Origin of the sequence: Sphingomonas sp. SUN019 (assembly GCF_024758705.1) — a bacterium.
GTDB lineage: Bacteria > Pseudomonadota > Alphaproteobacteria > Sphingomonadales > Sphingomonadaceae > Sphingomonas.
The window spans coordinates 371,593-389,601 of sequence record NZ_CP096971.1; the positions used below are offsets into that span (position 1 = coordinate 371,593).

Below are 18,009 nucleotides of genomic sequence, written 5' to 3' on the forward strand. Positions count from 1 at the left end.
ATATCAATACTCGCATCGAACGCTCGTAATTCTAGCAAGAAATCCGCAAGCCTACGATACTTAATTACACTTCGCGCAATTTCTCGGGCATCGCCAGTATTAATCGATTGCAAAACAGCAGCTTTAAGATCTTGAATTTGCTCGAAGATCGCATCTGCCTTTCGACCCTCAAGTCCTCTTTCCCTTTCCTCGCGAATTAATCTTTGGAACATCATCGACCATTGCTTCACTAGATATTCTTCAATATCAGAAAATCCCGAGAAAGGTACAATCGCATTATTAGAAAAACGGTGACTAATTAAATTGATAAACTCAAATATAAACTTTGCTGACTCAGGTTTATCAATTGAAGGATAATCGATCTGATCCGCAAATACTTTATCTTTGTTTTTCTGATATAAGTGATGATCTGAGTGTACTCTGGAGTCGACAAAAGCATATATAGGAATATTTAACTCGATAGCTCTTGCTACTTCTAGCTGAGTTATAGAAAGAGAAAATCCCTCTTTTTTGAAAAAATCCGATTTTGCAGAAGAATTGGCAATTTTCTCGAAATCAACCTCGGACAGAGCCTCAGGTACAGCCGCTCCTCCATAACGGCTTCCTACCAATAGTATTAGCATATCTGAGTCACTGACCTCCTTCACACAGCTCGTATGTGTGTGGAGCCTAGCGTCGTATAAAACGTCACAATGATCACTCATAACTGGATCATAGCCCATCCCCGCTAGCAAACTTCTCAGTTGAGAGCGCTGGGCACCTAGATCAAAACAAGTCGAGGAAACAAAGTTCCGCAAGTCAGGCATTTTTTAGTTTTCCAGATAGTCGCTCAGCGAAGCTGATCGTAGACAAAGCATTTGATAAGGCAATCTCTTTTCAGAGTATCGCGCAACCGCCGTTCGGTCTCGATCGTATATTCACCGCACCGCCACTCGCCCCAGATAGTCCCGCGCCCAGCCCGCTTCCTTCGGCAGCACGAACGCCTTGCTCGTATAGTGCACGATCGCCATTTCCGGCGGCATCGCGATCGCGCGAGCGAAGACGGTTTCGCTTTGGCCGGTCGCGGGGTGGCGGGGGCAGTCGATGCGGACGCCCGCGGCGCGGTTCAACAGTGGCACGACGATCGCTCTCGCGCGCGGGCAGCGCGTGACATATCCCTTGGCGAAGGCGGCGATGTAATTCTGTTCGGTCATCCCGCGTGGGACGGGCGCGGTCTGCAGCGTGATCATGCGGGTGAAGTTCTTCACCGTCTGCCCCTTCGGCACCAGCTCGACCAACGTCTGCCGCCCCTGTCGCGCCGAATAGCCGGGAACGAAGCCCGGCGTCGGCGGCAGATACACCTGCCGGTTGGGCACCTGCGCGCTCGTACCGACGGGGATCGTCGCCACGACCAGCATCAACGAGACGGTACGGGAAAGCGTCATTCGGCCACTCCGATCAGGTATTTGCGAACATCAGCGTCAGCGCCATGATCAGCACGACGAAAAAATACCCTACGATCGGAAAGATCACCGCCGCGATGAACGGGCGGCTGATCGCATAGCCCCAGCCCGTGTTCGCCACCTGCCGCACGTGCATCGCGCCGTGCGCGCAGATGACGATCCAGAACAGCAGCGAGGTCAGCCCCGCGCTCGCCATCCCCGGCGCAACCAGCTTCAGGCACGACCACACGCCCGTCACGATCAGCAGAAACACCGATTCGACGCAGGCCAAGATAAGCGCATTGTGGTTGTTCAGCCGCCGCCACGGCGCGAGCGCGAGATAGCCCGGCAGAATGAACAACGCGGGCCAGAACGCCGCCAGATACGATCCCGTCGCTTTGAACTGCGCCAGCATCGCATCGCTGTTGCCGGCCGCATAGGCGCTCGCGCGCGGAAATGACGATTGCAGGAACGGCGCGACCGTCAGCAGATCGGCGAAATTGACCTTTTGCTCGACCGGGGCCTCCGCCCCGCTGATCCGCAACAGGATGAAGCCCAGGATCGCGGTCACCGCGGTGACGGTGGACATCATCGCGATCGGCGTCGCCAGTCCCTGCCGCCGCCCCTCGATCCAGCGCCGCGTCAGTTCGGCGGGCTGCGCGATCGTCATCCACGCCGTCCGGCCCAGCACCCGCGCGGGCGGCGGCTTCAGCCCGAACGTATCGCGCAGCACCGCGGCGGACGTGCCGTGCAGCGCCACCTCCTTGCCGCACGAAGAACAGAACCGCCCCGACGCCGGCGCGTCGCAGAACGGACAGGTGGCGGGCGTGGTCGCAGCGTCGCTCATCGCACCCAACATAAGCGGGATCGCAATGCGAGCGCCACCGCCAATATCAGTGTCGCCAACGGCTTAGGCATGGCTCTTGGCCACAGCGTCGACACGGCCTAGCGTCACCCGATGCTCTACCTCGCACTCAAGGCGGTCATCTCCGGCATCCTCATCGCCGCGGCGTCGGAGGTGGCGAAACGCTATCCCGGCTTCGGGGCGCTGATCGCCTCGCTGCCGCTCGTCTCGGTGCTTGGGATGATGTGGCTGTGGCGCGACCGGCCCGATCCGGCGAACATGGCGGCGCATGCGCAGGCGACGTTCTGGTACGTCCTGCCCTCGCTGCCGATGTTCCTGCTCATTCCGTGGTTGCTGCGCCACGGCATCGGTTTCTGGCCCGCGTTCGGCCTCGGCTGCGCGCTGACGATCGGATTATATCTCGCGCTGACCGCGCTCGCCCCGCGGATTGGCATCGTGCTGTGACCGCCACGGCCAGTCGATCGCGCCGCTAGCCCACAGCGCCCACCAGATGATCACCGGCTGCAACGCCAGCCGGGGGGCGTGATACCAGATCGACAGGCCCGTCCCCGCCCCCAGATCGTGGATCGCGTGCTGCATGTTGGCGGGCCACACGCACAAGGCATAGGCCGCCAGCCCCCACCCCGCCGCGACGCGCCACCGCATCGTCATCAGCCCGATCGCCCCGGCCATTTCGCATAGTCCGGTCAGGATCACGATCTCGCGCGGGAACGGCACCAACCGCGGCACGATCGCCACCATCGCGTCGGTCACGATCAGATGCGCCACGCCCGCAACGCCGTAGAAAGCGATCAGCAGCCAGCGTGCAACCGCCCGGCCGCGCCCGTCGCCACGCATCCAGGCGTCAGCCCTGCGCAGGCTCTTCGCCTCGACGCGCCTCCGCACACAACCGCGTCAAGTCGCGCCGCAGCGAAGGACCGACCAGATGTTCGGACACGCCGACATGGCGTTCCTTGATCAATTGCGCGCGGATTTCAGCCAGCGTCTTGCACGTTCCCGATCGCGCGAGCTGAAACGCACGCTCGACGGTGCCCGGTTCGTGATGCGTCATTCTGTCCCCCTGCCGCTCGATCGACACGGTTAGCATGACAAATGGCCGACACGGCAACAATTCGCGCGTCGCGGTACAGGCGCGGCTCAGCCACGGACGCGCTATGCTGCGCGACGCCCCCGAGTCGCTGATGGCTAGGGTGGCCAGTGAAGGATCCGTATCGATGCTCACCCGACTTCTCGCCACCACCGCCGCGCTCGCCACGCTTGCGCTCGCCGTTCCCGCCACCGCGCAGAGCGCCGCCGAGGACGCGCGCTTCCGCACCGCGCAGGAGCGGTTCGACCGCGAACTGCAGTTGTTTCGCGGGGAATATGATCGCTACCAGACCGCACGCCGCCTGCCGCGCGGCTATACCGATCCGCGTTATGATGATCGCAATGCGCCGCGCCTGCCCGACCCGCGCTACGATGGGCGTGGCTATCAGGACGACGAATATGCCGGCTGGCAGGATGAGCGCGGTTATGATCCCGCGCGCGATTATCGTTCCGGCTCGAACTATCAGGAACGCACGCTAAGCTCGAACGAGCGCGTCTATTCAGGCAACGACGGCCGTTATTATTGCAAGCGCAGCGACGGCACGACCGGGCTGATCGTTGGCGGTGCCGCGGGCGGCCTTTTGGGCAATGTCATCGACGGCGGGCGCAGCCGCATCGTCGGCACGCTGCTGGGTGGCGCGGCGGGCGCGCTCGCGGGGCGCGCGGTCGACCAGAACAATTCCCAGATCCGCTGCCGATGACCGACGCCGCCGCCGTGATCGCGCGCTTGCAGTTGCAGCCGCATCCGGAGGGCGGCCACTATCGCGAAACCGTCCGCCTGCCGCCGGTCGCGGCGGGCGGACGATCGCCGATGACCGCGATCCTCTATCTGCTCGCGGCAGGCGAAGTGTCGCACTGGCACCGCGTCGACGCGGCCGAATTGTGGCTGTGGCATGAGGGCGCGGCGCTGTCGCTCTCGATCGCGGACGATGCCGCGACCGCCACGCACCGGCTAAACGCGGAATCGCCGCAGGTGCTGGTTCCGGCGCACGTCTGGCAATCGGCGCGGACCGAAGAACCATGGGCGTTGGTCAGTTGCGTCGTGACGCCGGGGTTCGATTTCGCCGGGTTCGAACTGGCCCCGCCCGGCTGGAAGCCCTAGCGGTCGACCGCCAGAAGCGTCACGCCGTCGTATCGCGCGTCGTTCGCGTCAAACAATTCGCTCGGTTCGAAACGGCGTGGGGTGACGCGCAGCCCGCTTAGACCGGCAACCTTGAACGCGCTGATCTTCGCCTCGCGCGGCGGCTTTCCGTCACGCTCGATCGTCAGCGCGTCGACGTAGATTTCGCCGTGCTTGGTATAGACGACGTGCGGCGCGATCGTGACCGCGCCGCGGTTATATGTCGCCGCCAGCGCCTGCTGCTTCACGATCGCCTCGAAGACGACGGGCGTTCCGGCGGGCGGGGCCGAGACTCGGTCGGTGTCGGTGTTCAGCTTCATTCCGTCACCCATAGACAACTCTGCTGCATTGCAGCAAGAACCTTCCACAACTCATCTCGTTCCCCGCCGCGCCGGATTATTTGGCCGCTGCTGTCGCGCTGCCGGAATCCATCAGCTTCTGCGCGAAATACGTCATCTGCAGCGCCTGCAGCCGCGCGCCCTGTTCGATATCGGCGTCGCCCGAATGGCCACCCGTCGTATCCTCATAGAACAGATACGGCAGCCCATATTCCTTCAGCCGCGAGGCGAATTTGCGCGCGTGCTGCGGGCCGACGCGATCGTCCTTCGTCGTCGTCCAGATATAAGGTTCGGGATAGGCCGCACCTTTGCGGATGTTATGATAAGGCGAAATCTTCGCGAGGAAGGCGCGTTCCTCGGGCACCTTCACACTGCCATATTCGTCGACCCACGATGCGCCCGCCGCAATCCCTTCGTAGCGGAGCATGTCGAGCAATGGCACCTGGATCGCCACCGCGCCCCACAATTCGGGGTGCTGATTGAATTCGACCCCCATCAGCAAGCCGCCATTCGACCCGCCATAGATGCCGAGCTTCTTCGCGCTGGTTACTTTCCGCGCGAACAGATCCTGCGCCACCGCGGCGAAATCGTCGTAGATCACCTGCCGCTTCGTCTTGCGCCCCGCGTCGTGCCATTTCGGCCCGAACTCGCCCCCGCCACGGATGTTGGCCAGCACATACGCCCCGCCCCGCTCGATCCATACCTTGCCCGTCGCGCCGAGATAGGTCGGCAGCCGCGAAAGCTCGAACCCGCCATATGCGGTCATCAACGTCGGCGTCGTCCCGTCCAGCTTCGCACCCTTCGGACGGACGACGAAATACGGCACTTTCGTCCCGTCGCTGGAGGTCGCTTCGAACTGATCGACTATCACGCCGGACGCATCGAATCGCGCCGGAAGCGTCTTGATTGTCGTCGGCGCAGCGGGCTTAGCGGCGTCGAGCGTAGCCAGCGTCGTCGGCGTCGCAAAGCCGCTGATCGACACGAACGCCTGGTCGCTGCGATCAGTGGTGCTGGCAACCGCGACGCTCATGTTCTCGGGCACCGGTACGGGCGTGGCGGTCCAGCCCTTCGCCGACGGCGCAAACGCGCTCATCCGTCCGCGGACGTTGTCGATATAGCTGACCAGCACCCGGTCCCTGGTCGTCGACACGCCCTGCACCGCCTGCCGCTCGTTCGGCACGAACAGCATGCGCGGATTCATCTTGCCGCTTTTGACCTCGGCGAGCGGCGCCCACGCCACCGCGCCGGCGGGCACATCTCGCCACGGCTCGCTCGTCTCGAAGATCACGCGTCCGTCGACCATCCCGGTCGCGAACGTGCGCGACGGAAGGTCCAGTTTGCGCGTGCCCTTCGACGTCCAGAGATACTTCTCGCCACCGAAGAATGTGTCGCGCCGCTCGATGACGACCGCGCGATTGCCCTTCGCGTCGACCAATGTCCCGGCATAAGTGCCGAGCTGATCACCCGGCGCACCGCGGTACACTTCGGTCGCGGCCGACAGCGGCTGCCCGCGTTTCAGTAGCTTCACGACGAACGGGTAGCTCGAGTCGGTCATCGTCCCCGCCCCCCAGTCGCGGCTGACCAGCAGGCTGTCCTTGTCGACCCACGTCGCGCCCTGCTTCGATTTCGGCAGGTCGAAACCGTTCGCGACGAACTGCCCAGTCTCCAGATCGAACTCGCGATAGCTGGCCGCATCCTCGCCGCCTTCGGACAGCGATACCAGGCAGAGCCGTTCCTCGGGCTGGAGGCAGGTGCTTCCCTCCCACACCCATTTCTTGCCCTCGGCCTTTGACAGCGCGTCGACGTCGATCAGCGTCTTCCACGTCGGGTTCGCGGTCGCGTAATCGGCCGGCGTCGTCCAGCGCCATATGCCCTGCGGATGGTCGGCGTCGCGCCAGAAGTTCAGGATGCGGCCATATTGCTGGGTCGGCATCGGAATGCGATCCTTCGCCGCCGCGATCGCCAGCGCCTCGGCATAGAAGGTCTTGTAGCGCGGATCGTTCTGCAGCCGCGGCAGCGTCTTCGCATTCTCGGCCTCGACCCACGCCAGCGGCTTCGCGCCGTCCTTGTCCTCCAGCCAGATATACGGATCGTTCGAATCGGTCATCGCCGCGCCTTGGGCGACCGCCCCGGAGCACACAACCCCGCTCGCAAGTATGCTCGCCGCCATCAACACCACACCCAATCGCCGCATAACCCGCTCCGTTCTTGATATAATGTAACTCTCATGCCCGCTGCATCGGGAGACGGCAAGGCCGTCGCGCGGAGCGAAAAAATCGTTATGCGGGGCCATAATGATGGACGGTCTTCCCACACCCCGCCGCTATGTCGCGATCGGCGCGATGTCGTTCGGATCGGCGTTGGTCATCATCGACGGCGGCGTGGCGAACGTCGCATTGCCGACGATCGCGCGCGATCTGGACGTCGCGCAAAGTTCGATCGTGTCGGTGGTCACCGTCTATCAGGTGATGCTGGTCATGTTGCTGCTGCCGTTCGCAGGGCTGGGCGAACGGATCGGGTTGAAGCGGACATATCAGGCGGGCCTCGCGATCTTCACTATCGCGACCGTGCTATGCTTCTTCGCGCGCAGCCTGCCCTTCCTGCTGATCGTCCGCGCGGCGCAGGCGCTGGGCGCGGCGGGGGTGCTGAGCGTCTCATCGGCGCTGATCCGGCAGATCTATCCGGCCAGCCAGCTCGGGCGCGGGCTGGGCATCAATTCGGTCGTGGTCACCAGCTCGGCGGCGATCGCGCCGACGATCGGCGGCCTGGTGCTGGCGGTCGCGCCGTGGCCGTGGGTGTTCGCCAGCGCGGTGCCGTTCGCGCTGATAAGCCTGCTGCTCGGCCGCGCGATCCCGAACCCGAAGCCGAGCCTCACCACCTTCGACGTGCCAGGGGCGATCCTGTGCGCGGCGATGTTCGGCCTGATCATCGGCGGGCTGGAAAGCGCGGTCCACGGCGACAGCCCGGTCATCTCCGCCGCGATCGTGATCGTCGGCATCGTCGTCGGCATTTATTTCGTGCGGCGGGAACGCGGCGAGGCAAACCCGATCCTGCCGATCGACCTGCTTTCCCGCCCGGTCCTTGCGCTGTCGGCGTTCGGCGGGTTCGTCGCCTTTACCGCATCGATGACCTTGCTCGTCTCAACCCCTTTCCGGCTGCAGGCGATGGGCTGGTCCGCCGCCGCAATCGGCGCTGCCATCGCGCCGTGGCCGCTCACGAACATGGTCGTCGCACCGCTATCGGGGTTCCTCTCCGACCGCATTCCCGCCGGATTGCTCGGCGGGATCGGCATGACCGTCTCGATCGCGGCGTTGCTGCTGATCGGCTTCATGCCCGCCGAGCCGACCTATTTCGACATTGCGTGGCGCATGGCACTGTGCGGATCGGGGTTCGGGATGTTCCTGCCCCCCAATGCGCGCCTGATCGTGGGTTCGGCTCCGCGCGAGCGGGCCGCGGCCGCGGGCGGGCTGGTTTCGACAGTGCGCCTGGCGGGACAGACCAGCGGCGCGACATTGGTCGCCGCCTTGCTGTCGTTCGGCCTCGGCACCGGCATGACGCCGGCGTTGATCGCCGCCGGGCTCGCGCTTATCGCCGGACTATGCAGCATCGCCCGCTTGCGCCCCTCGATCCGCAATCCTCCAGCCGAAGAAGCGGAAACGGAAGTTACGACGACGCAAGTTTCGCGCTGAACGGAACGCGCCGCCCCCCGGACGGTTGATCGCCGCATTCCCCGGATGCTTCAGGAGTGCGCGATGCCCTACGTCAAAACCCGCGACGGCACAGATATTTACGTCAAGGATTGGGGCAGTGGTCGCCCGGTCGTCCTGATCCATGGCTGGCCGCTGTCGGCCGACAGCTGGGACGCGCAGGCGATGGCGCTCGCCGAGGCGGGCTATCGCGCGATCGCCTATGACCGCCGCGGGTTTGGCCGCTCAGGCCAGCCGTGGAGCGGCTACGACTACGATACACTCACCGACGATCTGGCCGACGTGATGGAGGCGACCGGCGTGACGCAAGACGCGGCGCTGGTCGGCTTCTCGATGGGCGGCGGCGAAGTCGCGCGCTACATGAGCCGCCATGATGGCAAGGGCGTCAACGCCGCGGTGCTGGTCGGCTCGATCGTGCCCTATATGCTGAAGACCGAAGACAATCCGCACGGCGTGCCCGAAGAAGCGTTGAAGGGCATTGGCGACGGAATCAGGAAGGATCGCGCCGATTTTTTCCGGTCGTTCTTCAAGGATTTCTACGGCGTCGGCTACGTTACCAGCCCGGTGAGCGAAGCGACGCTCGACTGGGCGTGGAGCACCGCGATGCAGGCCTCGCTGCGCTCCACGCTCGCGTGCGCCGAAAGCTTCGGCCACACCGATTTCCGCCCCGATCTGCCCGCGTTTCGCGTGCCGACACTGGTGATCCACGGCACGGCCGACAAGACAGTGCCGATCGACACCTCGGGCCGCGCCGCAGCGGAGGGGATCACGCAGAGCCAGTTGGTCGAATATGACGACGCGCCGCACGGGCTGACGGTGACGGAAAGCAACCGGCTGACGCAGGATCTGCTGACGTTTCTGGGCGGGAGGTAATGGCCCGTCTACCACCCCGGCGAAGGCCGGGGCCCAGTTACACAGGTCGTCATGGAGAGTACTGCACAAGCTAACTATTCGCGTGCAACTGGGCCCCGGCCTTCGCCGGGGTGGCGCTGTGTGCGGAAAATACTGAAAACGACGTCCGCAAATCCGAACTCACCGCAGCGGCACGATCACCTCGTCCGGATGCGCGACGTTCAGTTCCCGGCGCACCAGTTCATCCACCATGTCCGGGTTGGCATGGCGCGGATCGAGCAGCGCAACCTTGTTCCGCAATACCTCGCGCCGGTGGTCCAGCGAGGCATAAGCGCGTTCGCGCTTTTCAAGCTGCTTCTTGTAATCGCCCAGCGCCAGTACGCCGTTAGGCCCCAGCACCGCGTAGGCCCCGAAGAACGCCATCACCGTCAGTGCAGCAGCAGGCAACAACGCCCGCCGAAGCGTGGTCAGCAAGGTGGAGGGTTTGCGGCGCATTAACTAACGATCTCGCGCAAACCCCCGTCCCGATCAAGCGATTTCAGCGGTTCCGCAGCACATCGCGCCCGGCATATTGCGCGACGTCGCCCAACTCTTCCTCGATCCGGATCAGCTGGTTGTATTTCGCCAACCGATCCGACCGCGCCAGACTGCCGGTCTTGATTTGTCCGCAGTTCGTCGCAACCGCCAGATCGGCGATCGTCGCATCCTCGGTTTCGCCCGACCGATGGCTCATCACCGCGGTATAACCCGCGCGTTCGGCGATGCGGATTGCCTCCAGCGTCTCCGACAACGTGCCGATCTGGTTGACCTTGACCAGCAGCGAATTGGCGAGACCGTCCTTGATCCCCTGCCGCAGCCGCTTAGGGTTGGTGACGAACAGATCGTCGCCGACCAATTGCACCTTGTCGCCGATCAGGTCGGTCAGCGCTTTCCAGCCCTCGAAATCATCCTCGGCCATCCCGTCCTCGATCGACAGGATCGGATAGCGCGCGACGAGGTCGGCAAGATATTCCGCCATCGCAGCGGGTTCGAGGATCCTGTTCTCACCCGATATGTCGTATTTGCCGTCCTTGAAGAATTCGGTCGCCGCGCAGTCCAGCGCCAGCATCACGTCGTCGCCGGGCCGATATCCCGCACGTTCGATCGAGGTCATGATGAAATCCAGCGCGTCGGTGGTGCTGGCCAGGTTCGGCGCAAAGCCGCCCTCATCGCCGACCGACGTCGCCAGGCCCTTCTCGCTCAGGCCCTTCTTCAGCGTGTGGAAAATCTCCGATCCACACCGCACCGCCTCCAGCAGCGTCGGCGCGCCGACCGGCATCACCATGAATTCCTGGAAATCGATCGGGTTGTCGGCGTGTTCGCCGCCGTTGATGATGTTCATCATCGGCACCGGCAGGACGTGCGCCCCTACCCCGCCGATATAGCGGTACAGTGGCAACCCGCGCGCATCCGCCGCGGCCTTGGCGGCGGCAAGGCTGACGCCGAGGATCGCGTTCGCACCCAGCCGGCTCTTGTTCTCGGTCCCGTCGAGATCGATCAGCATCTGGTCGAGTTCGATCTGGTCCTCGGCATCGTGCCCCATCACCGCATCGGCGATCTCGCCATTGACCGCGGTGATCGCGGCGTCGACGCCCTTGCCCATCCAGCGCGTCTTGTCGCCGTCGCGCTTTTCCATCGCCTCATGCGCGCCGGTCGATGCGCCCGATGGCACCGCGGCGCGGCCTACGCTGCCGTCCTCCAGCATCACCTCGACCTCGACCGTGGGATTGCCGCGGCTGTCGAGGATCATGCGGCCGTGGATGTCGATGATTGCGGTCACGAAACGAACCCCCTACGATCTGGATTTCGAAGAATGTGCCGCGGCCCCTAACGATTAGGGTGCGCCGCGGCAAATCGCGATGGAACCAGCGTCATGGCGTGACGGTTCTTGGAACGATCAAGGGAAGGATCTTGCGATGGCCGATACGCCGAAGCCGATGACCGATGCAGACATCATTCCGCCACCCGCGGGTACGGAGTTCAGACCCGCCGCGCCGCTGAAGAACGCCGGCGTTTCGTTTGAGGGCGCAGAAGGCGGAACCGTTGGCACCTTCGCGGGTGCAAAGCAGACGCTGGCCGACAATACCGCCAAATTCCGCGAGCAGGCGGGCGACAAGGCGCGCACGCTGGCCGACGACGGCAAGGCGAAGGCGACCGGCGCGCTGACCGAATTGTCGAAGCTGCTGACCGACGCCGCGGGTCAGGTCGACGAAAAGCTTGGCGCGCAATACGGCCAGTACGCCCGGTCCGCCGCCGATCGCGTGCAGGGTTTCTCCTCCACGCTAGACCAGAAATCAGTCGACGAATTGGTGGAAAGCGCCCGCGAACTGGTGCGAAAGAGCCCGGCGGTAGCGATCGGTGCCGCTGCAGCCGTCGGTTTCGTGGTGGCGCGCCTGCTCACGGCCGGTCTGGACCAGCGCGACGCCTGACGCATGACTCCGGGGGAAACAGAGACGGGCATCACGACGCTGATCGGCCAGTTGGTCGGCGACGCGCGCGAACTGGCGGTCGCCGAAGTCGGCGTCCTGAAGGCGCGCGCGGGTGAGACGGTCGGGCGCTACCGTGGCGCGGCGATCTTTTTCGGCGCGGCTGGCGCGTTGGGGTTTGGCGGCTTCATCGCGTTGCTGATTGGCCTGATTTTGACCCTTACACCGCACACCGGCCCCGGAATCGCCACGCTAATCGTCGTCGGCGTTGTGATCGTCGTCGCGGCGATCCTGGGCCTTATCGGCAAATCCAAACTCGCCTCCCGGAGTGCCGTGAATGAATGACGTCACCGCCGCCGAAGCCCGCGTCGCCGCGGCGCGCGCGCGTCTGTCGGGCACGGTGGAAACGCTTCAAACCCGGCTCGACCCGCGCACGATCGCGCGCGACACGGTCGAAAGCATCGCCGACAGCAGCGAACGCGCGCTTCGCAGTGGCGTCGACACCGCGCGACGCAATCCCGGCATCATCGCCGGGACCGCCGCGCTGGTCGGCCTGTGGCTGGCGCGCGACAAGGTGAAGGCGCTGGTCGCCGATGTGCTGCCGAAACGTGCGACAACGCCGAAACCCGCAACCCATTCACGCGTTCGAACGACAAGACCCCGGCCCTTGCCGGTGAAAAGGAAACCGTCATGACCGAAGCCCACGACACCACCCGCGAGAAACTGCGCGACGGCATCGATCACGCCCGTGACAAGGCTTCGCATGCCTATGAGTCCGCGCGCACTAAGGCCAACGACGCGGTCGATCTGTCGCGCGACAAGGCTCGTGAAGCGGCGCGCCAGACCGCCGAGACGATCGAGACCAATCCGATGGGCGTGCTCGTCGGCGGCCTCGCGCTCGGCGCGCTGATCGCGGCGGTCATCCCGCGCGGACGCCGCGAAAAAGAATTGCTCGCGCCGGTCGGCAAGCGCGTTGCGGCTTCAGCGACCGCGGCGATCGCGGCGGCAAAGGCCGCGGGCAAGGAAGAACTGGACGGACTTGGCCTGACGCGCTCGGCAGCGAAGAATCAGGTGAAGTCGCTGTTCGATGGCGTCGTAAAGGCTGCCAGCAGCGCTGGCACCGCGGCGACGCAGGCCGGGAAGGACGCCGCAAAAACGAAGTAACTATGCTCTGCCGGGTTCAATCCGTGCAGCGGTCGCGCTAAGGGCGGCGCCGACCCCTACAGGAAACCCGCATGAGCAAACTTCACCTCGTCTTCGGCGGCCGCGTGCGCGACCCGCGCACGCTCGACTTCGACGATCTCAACTCGATCGAGATCGTCGGCGTCTTTCCCGATTACGCCAGCGCCGAAAAGGCGTGGCGCGGCGCAGCGCAGCGCACCGTCGACGACGCCGAAATGAAATACGTCGTCGTGCACCTCCACCGCCTGCTCGAACCCGATTTGATCAAGAAGGCTGAGTAAGCGATCAGAACAGTTCGTCGAGGCAGCAATGAAAGCGCAGTCTGTCGGGGTCGATGGTATCGATCCCGTAGGCGCGCAGGAAAGCGGACTGGAACTCGGTCCCGTGCTCCGCAAGATTCTGCCAGAAGATCGCAAGATCCTGATAGCGATCCGCGACGCCAACGCGGCCGACGTCGATGCACCCGGTCACGCGACCATCATCGAACAGCAGGTTGCCCATCGAAAAATCGCCATGCGTGACCACCCGGTCGGCGGCGATCGGCAACATCGCGACCAGTTCGTCCCAGACCTTCAGGGCGCTCCAACCCGCATGATCGTCGTCGAAATCATTCTCGTCGACCAGCCCCGCGTCGATATTGCGCCGAGCCGCCGCCATCCGCACGCGATGGCCCGCGTCGAACGGACAGTCATCGACCGGCAGCGCGTGCAGCGTCTTTAGGAAATCAGCGGACAATACGACGATTTCACCCAGCGCGTCCGGATCGTCCTCCAGCCATTGATCGGCCGTGCGCCCCGGCAGCGCAGTCGTCAGCAGCCATGCGACATCCGCCTCCGCCACGAACTGACGAATGATGGGAACCGGAATACGGCCCGCCAGCCACGCAAGCCGCGCCGCCTCGTCCATGACGTCGGCGGCGAAGCGGCCCGCGCCATGCTTCAGGTACAAACGTTCACGATCACGTGCGGTGAGCAGCAGGACGGCGCATCCCGATTAGCCGCCCGCTTGCGCCGCCGCGTCATGACCCGCGATCAACTCGCCCAGCGCCCTCGGCATCGCGGGCATGAACGCGGTCAGTTGCTCGGTCAGATGAACTCGATCTTCGACACGACGTAATAACGATCGCCCGACGGCACCGTCACCTCGACCTCGTCGTCCAGATTGCGCCCGATCAGCGCGCGGCCCAGCGGCGAATTGTAGCTGATTCGACCGGACTTGGCATTCGCTTCGGTCTGCCCGACAATCTGATACTTTACCGGCTTGTCGTCTTCGTCCTTCAGCGTGACCGTCGCGCCGAACACGATCTTGTCGCCCGACAGCTCCTTCGGATCGATGATCTGCGCGCGGCTCAATTTGTCCTCGATGTCCGAAATCGACGCCTCGACCTGACCCTGCCGTTCTTTGGCGGCGTGATATTCGGCGTTCTCAGAAAGGTCGCCGTGCGCGCGCGCTTCCTCGATCGCATCGACGATCGTCGGGCGTTCGGCCTTCAGGCGTTTCAGGTCCGCATTCAGCGTTTCATAGCCTTCCTGCAGCATCGGCATCTTCTCGACGGTCGCCATGCTTAGTCCTTCGTCAAAGCCCCATTCCCGAGCGACCCCCTGATAAGGTCGCCCGCACACCAACAGATTGTCCGGGGATCAATTGTGCGGGTGCGAATAATAGGATTGAAGCGGCCTGACTTCAAGGTTCTGTGTCGCCGAAGCCGCAATTGCCTTTGCCGCCTCAAGACTTGCCGGAGCCGTGGTGAAGTACGGAATACGCTGTCCCAAAGCGGATGCACGGATCGGCTGGGAGTCCTTCAAACTCTGCCAGCCCTCCGTCGTGTTGAAGATCAGGTCGATCCCGCCGTCCTTGATCCGGTCGACGATGTGCGGCCGGCCTTGCGCCACCTTGTTCACGCGCTCCACGGCCAGCCCCGCACGCTCCAGATGATCCGCGGTCCCGCCGGTTGCGACGATCGTCCAGCCCGCATCGATCAGGGTGCGTGCGGCAATCGCAATCGACGCCTTGTCGCCGTCCTTCACGCTGATGAACGCCGCACCGGTCTGGGGCAGGATCGTTCCCGCGCCCAGCTGCGACTTGGCGAAGGCGATCGTGAAGTCACGATCGATCCCCATTACTTCGCCGGTGGACTTCATCTCCGGTGACAGTACCGGATCGACGCCGGGGAAGCGCGAGAACGGAAACACCGCCTCCTTCACCGCATAATAATCGATATGGCGGTCGATCGCCGGCAGATCCTTCAGTTTCTCCCCCGCCATCACGCGCGCTGCGATCTTCGCGATTGGCGCGCCGATCGCCTTGGCGACGAACGGCACCGTCCGCGATGCGCGCGGATTGACCTCGATCAGGTATACCAGCCCGTCCTTCACCGCGAACTGGATGTTCATCAGCCCCTTCACCGACAGGCCGTGCGCCAGCGCGCGCGTTTGGCGTTCTATCTCCGCGATCGTCTCGTCGGACAGGCTGTAGGGCGGGATCGAACACGCGCTGTCGCCCGAATGGACGCCCGCTTCCTCGATATGCTGCAGTACGCCCGCGACGACGACGTCCTCGCCGTCGCAGATCGCATCGACATCGACCTCGATCGCATCGCGCAGATACTGGTCGATCAACACCGGCGCGTCGCCCGACACCTGCACCGCGGTCTGGATATAGTTTTCCAACTGCGCCGGTCCGTCGACGATCTCCATCGCACGCCCACCCAGCACGTAGCTGGGGCGCATCAGCACCGGATAGCCGACGCGTTCGGCGACGATCAGCGCCTCTTCGCGGCTGCGCGCGATGCCGTTCGAAGGCTGGAGCAATTTCAGCTTGCTGACCAGCGCCGCGAAGCGCTCGCGATCCTCCGCCAGATCGATCGCGTCGGGGCTGGTGCCAAGGATCGGAATTCCCGCCGCCTCCAGCGCCCTCGCCAGGTTCAGCGGCGTCTGCCCGCCGAACTGGACGATCACGCCTACAAGCTCGCCGTTCTGCTGTTCGACATGCAGGATTTCCAGCACATCCTCCGCGGTCAGCGGCTCGAAATACAGCCGATCGGAGGTGTCGTAATCCGTGCTCACCGTCTCCGGATTGCAATTGACCATGATCGTTTCATAGCCCGCGTCCGCCAGCGCGAAGCAAGCGTGGCAGCAGCAATAATCGAACTCGATCCCCTGCCCGATCCGGTTCGGCCCGCCGCCCAGGATGACGATCTTCCGCCGATCGCTCGGCATCGCCTCGTTTTCCGGCTCACCGAACATCGGCGCTTCGTAGGTCGAATACATATACGGCGTCTTTGCATCGAACTCGGCTGCGCAGGTGTCGATCCGCTTGAACGCCGGCCGCACGCCCAGCTTCAGCCGGTGTTCGCGCACCTCGTCCTCGGTCACGCCGCCGGTCATCGCCTTCACCGCCTCATGGATCAGCCCCGATCCGCGCGCGATCCCGCGCCGCATTCCGCGCAAATTGGCCGATTGCAGCGCCAGATACGCGAGCCTTTTGTCGCTGAACCCCATGCCCTTCAATCGCCGCATCCCGGGTGCATCGATCGGCAGGCCGTCCTTCATCACCTCGGCCTCGGCCGCGATGATCTCCGCGATCCGCTCCAGAAACCACGGATCGTATTTCGCGATGGCATGGACCTCCGCGACGGTGAACCCCTCGCGCAGCGCCTGCGCCGCGACCAGCAACCGGTCGGGCGTCGCGACCGCCAGTGCGGCCTCGATCTCGGCGCGCGGTGCGTCGACAAGGCGGTCGACGGTGTTGAAGCCCGACAATCCGGTCTCCAGCCCGCGCAGCGCCTTCTGCAGCGATTCATGGATATTGCGCCCGATCGCCATGACTTCGCCGACGCTCTTCATCGCGGTCCCGAGAACCGCTTCGGCACCCTTGAACTTTTCGAATGCGAAGCGCGGTATCTTCGTCACGACGTAATCGATCGTCGGTTCGAACGAGGCCGGGGTTGCGCCGGTGATGTCGTTGGTGATCTCGTCGAGCGTATATCCAACCGCCAGCTTCGCCGCGACCTTGGCGATCGGAAAGCCCGTCGCCTTGGACGCCAGCGCCGACGACCGTGATACCCGCGGGTTCATCTCGATCACGATCAGCCGCCCGTCCTTCGGGTTGACCGCGAATTGGACGTTGGAACCGCCTGTTTCGACACCGATTTCACGCAACACCGCGATGCTTGCGTTGCGCATGATCTGATATTCCTTGTCGGTCAGCGTCAGCGCGGGCGCGACCGTGATGCTGTCGCCGGTATGGACGCCCATCGGGTCGATGTTCTCGATCGAACAGATGATGATGGCGTTGTCCGCACGGTCGCGGACCACCTCCATCTCATATTCCTTCCACCCGAGCAGCGATTCCTCGATCAGCACTTCGGTGGTCGGCGACAGGTCCAGCCCGTTGCGAACGATCGCGATGAACTCCTCGCGATTGTACGCGATGCCGCCGCCCGATCCGCCCATCGTGAAGCTGGGACGGATGATCGCGGGCAGGCCGACCTTCTCCAGCCCCTCCAGCGCCTCCGCCTCGTTGTGCGCGATCGCCGAACGCGCGGATTCCAGCCCGATCCGGTCCATCGCATCGCGGAACTTCAGCCGGTCCTCGGCCATGTCGATCGCATCGGCGTCCGCGCCGATCATCGTGACGCCGAACTTTTCCAGCGTACCGTCGCGGAACAGCGCCAGCGCGGTGTTCAGCGCGGTCTGCCCGCCCATCGTCGGCAGAACGGCGTCCGGCCGTTCCTTCTCGATGATCTTCGCGACCACCTCCGGGGTGATCGGCTCGACATAGGTCGCGTCGGCCAGTTCGGGATCGGTCATGATCGTCGCGGGGTTCGAATTGACCAGGACGATGCGATACCCCTCCTCGCGCAACGCCTTGATCGCCTGCGTACCCGAATAATCGAATTCGCACGCCTGACCGATCACGATGGGACCAGCGCCGATGACGAGAATGGAGGATATGTCGGTGCGTTTGGGCAT

At 63.9% G+C, this 18,009-nt stretch carries 20 protein-coding genes and 2 pseudogenes; 10 read left to right on the forward strand and 12 right to left on the reverse strand.

Features of this window, described 5'->3' with window-relative positions:
* Nucleotides 1-575: 575 nt before the first annotated feature.
* The 3 genes and pseudogenes from M0208_RS01845 to M0208_RS01855 all read right to left on the reverse strand — a co-directional run.
* A pseudogene (locus tag M0208_RS01845) lies at nucleotides 576-806 on the reverse strand (DUF4062 domain-containing protein); the annotation flags it as partial.
* A gap of 111 nt (nucleotides 807-917) precedes the next feature.
* Nucleotides 918-1,424 (reverse strand): hypothetical protein, encoded by a 507-nt coding sequence (locus M0208_RS01850; protein WP_258890042.1) that lies wholly within the window; start codon nucleotides 1,422-1,424, stop codon nucleotides 918-920.
* A gap of 13 nt (nucleotides 1,425-1,437) precedes the next feature.
* Entirely contained in the window at nucleotides 1,438-2,268 is an 831-nt protein-coding gene (locus M0208_RS01855) for a DUF3667 domain-containing protein (RefSeq protein ID WP_258890043.1), read from the reverse strand.
* Between the two features lie 111 nt (nucleotides 2,269-2,379).
* Between M0208_RS01855 and M0208_RS01860 the strand changes: the two genes are divergently transcribed.
* The gene (locus M0208_RS01860) at nucleotides 2,380-2,730 is read left to right on the forward strand and encodes a DUF3147 family protein (protein ID WP_258890044.1); all 351 of its coding nucleotides are present in this window, start codon (nucleotides 2,380-2,382) and stop codon (nucleotides 2,728-2,730) included.
* On the opposite strand, the gene M0208_RS01865 is transcribed toward M0208_RS01860, so the two are convergent.
* Together M0208_RS01865 and M0208_RS01870 are read right to left on the reverse strand one after the other, a co-directional pair.
* Nucleotides 2,680-3,123, reverse strand: a complete 444-nt coding sequence (locus tag M0208_RS01865; RefSeq protein ID WP_258890045.1) for a DoxX family protein — start codon at nucleotides 3,121-3,123, stop codon at nucleotides 2,680-2,682. The two genes, M0208_RS01860 and M0208_RS01865, sit on opposite strands and share 51 nt — an antisense overlap.
* Nucleotides 3,124-3,130: 7 nt before the next feature.
* The gene (locus M0208_RS01870) at nucleotides 3,131-3,337 is read right to left on the reverse strand and encodes a hypothetical protein (protein ID WP_258890046.1); all 207 of its coding nucleotides are present in this window, start codon (nucleotides 3,335-3,337) and stop codon (nucleotides 3,131-3,133) included.
* Between the two features lie 163 nt (nucleotides 3,338-3,500).
* On the opposite strand from M0208_RS01870, the gene M0208_RS01875 reads away from it, so the two are divergent.
* Together M0208_RS01875 and M0208_RS01880 are read left to right on the forward strand one after the other, a co-directional pair.
* Nucleotides 3,501-4,073: a glycine zipper 2TM domain-containing protein gene (locus tag M0208_RS01875; RefSeq protein WP_258890047.1), complete on the forward strand. Its 573-nt coding sequence runs from the start codon at nucleotides 3,501-3,503 to the stop codon at nucleotides 4,071-4,073.
* Nucleotides 4,070-4,474: a cupin domain-containing protein gene (locus M0208_RS01880; RefSeq protein ID WP_258890048.1), complete on the forward strand. Its 405-nt coding sequence runs from the start codon at nucleotides 4,070-4,072 to the stop codon at nucleotides 4,472-4,474. The genes M0208_RS01875 and M0208_RS01880 overlap by 4 nt, the downstream gene beginning before the upstream one ends.
* Here the strand turns inward: M0208_RS01880 and M0208_RS01885 are convergent.
* Both M0208_RS01885 and M0208_RS01890 read right to left on the reverse strand, forming a co-directional pair.
* The gene (locus M0208_RS01885; RefSeq protein ID WP_258890049.1) at nucleotides 4,471-4,812 is read right to left on the reverse strand and encodes a WYL domain-containing protein; all 342 of its coding nucleotides are present in this window, start codon (nucleotides 4,810-4,812) and stop codon (nucleotides 4,471-4,473) included. The genes M0208_RS01880 and M0208_RS01885 overlap by 4 nt on opposite strands.
* A 76-nt stretch (nucleotides 4,813-4,888) precedes the next feature.
* On the reverse strand, nucleotides 4,889-7,024 hold the full coding sequence (locus M0208_RS01890; protein WP_258890050.1) for a prolyl oligopeptidase family protein: 2,136 nt from the start codon (nucleotides 7,022-7,024) through the stop codon (nucleotides 4,889-4,891).
* Nucleotides 7,025-7,124: 100 nt separating this feature from the next.
* On the opposite strand from M0208_RS01890, the gene M0208_RS01895 reads away from it, so the two are divergent.
* Together M0208_RS01895 and M0208_RS01900 are read left to right on the forward strand one after the other, a co-directional pair.
* A complete protein-coding gene (locus M0208_RS01895) occupies nucleotides 7,125-8,519 on the forward strand; it encodes an MFS transporter (protein WP_258890051.1) in 1,395 nt (464 codons plus the stop codon).
* A 63-nt stretch (nucleotides 8,520-8,582) separates the two neighbouring features.
* On the forward strand, nucleotides 8,583-9,410 hold the full coding sequence (locus tag M0208_RS01900) for an alpha/beta fold hydrolase (RefSeq protein ID WP_258890052.1): 828 nt from the start codon (nucleotides 8,583-8,585) through the stop codon (nucleotides 9,408-9,410).
* Nucleotides 9,411-9,569: 159 nt separating this feature from the next.
* Here the strand turns inward: M0208_RS01900 and M0208_RS01905 are convergent, their stop codons facing one another.
* Both M0208_RS01905 and eno read right to left on the reverse strand, forming a co-directional pair.
* Nucleotides 9,570-9,884, reverse strand: a complete 315-nt coding sequence (locus tag M0208_RS01905) for a septum formation initiator family protein (RefSeq protein WP_258890053.1) — start codon at nucleotides 9,882-9,884, stop codon at nucleotides 9,570-9,572.
* A 43-nt stretch (nucleotides 9,885-9,927) separates the two neighbouring features.
* Nucleotides 9,928-11,208 carry a phosphopyruvate hydratase gene (eno, locus tag M0208_RS01910; protein WP_258890054.1) on the reverse strand — a complete coding sequence of 427 codons (1,281 nt, stop codon included), beginning with the start codon at nucleotides 11,206-11,208 and terminating at the stop codon, nucleotides 9,928-9,930.
* Between the two features lie 136 nt (nucleotides 11,209-11,344).
* Here eno and M0208_RS01915 point away from each other — a divergent pair, with 136 nt between their 5' ends.
* The 5 genes from M0208_RS01915 to M0208_RS01935 all read left to right on the forward strand — a co-directional run bounded on the left by M0208_RS01915 (nucleotide 11,345) and on the right by M0208_RS01935 (nucleotide 13,317).
* Nucleotides 11,345-11,857 (forward strand): hypothetical protein, encoded by a 513-nt coding sequence (locus M0208_RS01915; RefSeq protein ID WP_258890055.1) that lies wholly within the window; start codon nucleotides 11,345-11,347, stop codon nucleotides 11,855-11,857.
* A 3-nt stretch (nucleotides 11,858-11,860) separates the two neighbouring features.
* On the forward strand, nucleotides 11,861-12,199 hold the full coding sequence (locus M0208_RS01920) for a phage holin family protein (protein WP_258890056.1): 339 nt from the start codon (nucleotides 11,861-11,863) through the stop codon (nucleotides 12,197-12,199).
* Complete coding sequence (locus M0208_RS01925) at nucleotides 12,192-12,548, forward strand: DUF3618 domain-containing protein (protein ID WP_258890057.1); 357 nt, start codon at nucleotides 12,192-12,194, stop codon at nucleotides 12,546-12,548. The genes M0208_RS01920 and M0208_RS01925 overlap by 8 nt, the downstream gene beginning before the upstream one ends.
* A complete protein-coding gene (locus tag M0208_RS01930; protein ID WP_258890058.1) occupies nucleotides 12,545-13,018 on the forward strand; it encodes a YqjD family protein in 474 nt (157 codons plus the stop codon). Before M0208_RS01925 ends, M0208_RS01930 begins: the two co-directional genes overlap by 4 nt.
* Before the next feature lie 71 nt (nucleotides 13,019-13,089).
* Complete coding sequence (locus tag M0208_RS01935; protein WP_258890059.1) at nucleotides 13,090-13,317, forward strand: DUF4170 domain-containing protein; 228 nt, start codon at nucleotides 13,090-13,092, stop codon at nucleotides 13,315-13,317.
* A 4-nt stretch (nucleotides 13,318-13,321) separates the two neighbouring features.
* Here the strand turns inward: M0208_RS01935 and M0208_RS01940 are convergent.
* From M0208_RS01940 to carB, 3 genes and pseudogenes are all read right to left on the reverse strand, one after another.
* A pseudogene (locus M0208_RS01940) lies at nucleotides 13,322-14,017 on the reverse strand (APH(3') family aminoglycoside O-phosphotransferase); the annotation flags it as partial.
* A gap of 104 nt (nucleotides 14,018-14,121) precedes the next feature.
* Complete coding sequence (gene greA / locus M0208_RS01945; RefSeq protein WP_258890060.1) at nucleotides 14,122-14,598, reverse strand: transcription elongation factor GreA; 477 nt, start codon at nucleotides 14,596-14,598, stop codon at nucleotides 14,122-14,124.
* 78 nt (nucleotides 14,599-14,676) lie between these two features.
* Nucleotides 14,677-18,009 (reverse strand): carbamoyl-phosphate synthase large subunit, encoded by a 3,333-nt coding sequence (carB, locus tag M0208_RS01950; protein WP_258890061.1) that lies wholly within the window; start codon nucleotides 18,007-18,009, stop codon nucleotides 14,677-14,679.